Source organism: Nocardioides sp. CPCC 206348, assembly GCF_048654705.1.
In the GTDB taxonomy this organism is placed as follows: domain Bacteria; phylum Actinomycetota; class Actinomycetes; order Propionibacteriales; family Nocardioidaceae; genus Nocardioides.
The window spans coordinates 1-672 of sequence record NZ_JBMCZA010000097.1 but is presented as its reverse complement, the minus strand read 5'-3'; the positions used below and the strand labels follow the sequence as shown (position 1 = coordinate 672).

The window sequence follows — 672 nt, the reverse complement described above, 5'->3', positions numbered from 1 at the left end:
GGATCCGCACTCTCAGCACCCTTCGGTGCTCCCCTGTCGTACCCACAAAAGGTAACCGATCGACTGGTCCCGATCCGCGCCGGTCCGCCTAGGGTGACGCGGTGACATCGGTGATCGCGCGCGACGGTGCCCCTGCGCTCCGCACCCATCCGATCGCCGTGCTGTACACCGTCACGGCGTTCGCCGGAGCTGCCCTGCTGTTCCTCGTCGAGCCAATGGCTGCCCGCATGCTGCTCCCGTCGTACGGCGGCGCAGCCAGCGTGTGGGCGACGTGCACCCTGTTCTTCCAGGTCGTGCTGCTGCTCGGCTATGTGTTCGTCCACCTGACGTCGCGGCTGGGCCCGCGCGGGCAGCCGCTCACGCTCGCACCGCTGCTGCTGCTTCCCCTGCTCGTCCTGCCGCTCGCGCTGCCGTCCGACGCGACCCCGGAGTCGTCGCCGGTCTTCTGGCTGCTCCGCACGTTGCTGGTGATGATCGGCCTGCCGTTCGCCGTGCTCACGACGACCGGTCCGGTCCTCCAGCGGTGGTACTCGTGGCTCGACGTGCCGCGTGCCCGGGACCCGTACTTCCTCTACGCCGCCAGCAACGTCGGCAGCTTCGTGGGCCTGCTGGCCTATCCGTTCGCGGTCGAGCCGCACCTCAGCCTCGGCGACCAGCGGACGTTGTGGTCGT

At 69.5% G+C, this 672-nt stretch carries 1 protein-coding gene; it reads left to right on the top strand.

Annotated features, from left to right (window positions below):
• Nucleotides 1-101: 101 nt before the first annotated feature.
• Nucleotides 102-672: hypothetical protein (locus ACOADB_RS04955; RefSeq protein WP_378596832.1), on the top strand; the 571-nt coding region annotated here is incomplete at its 3' end.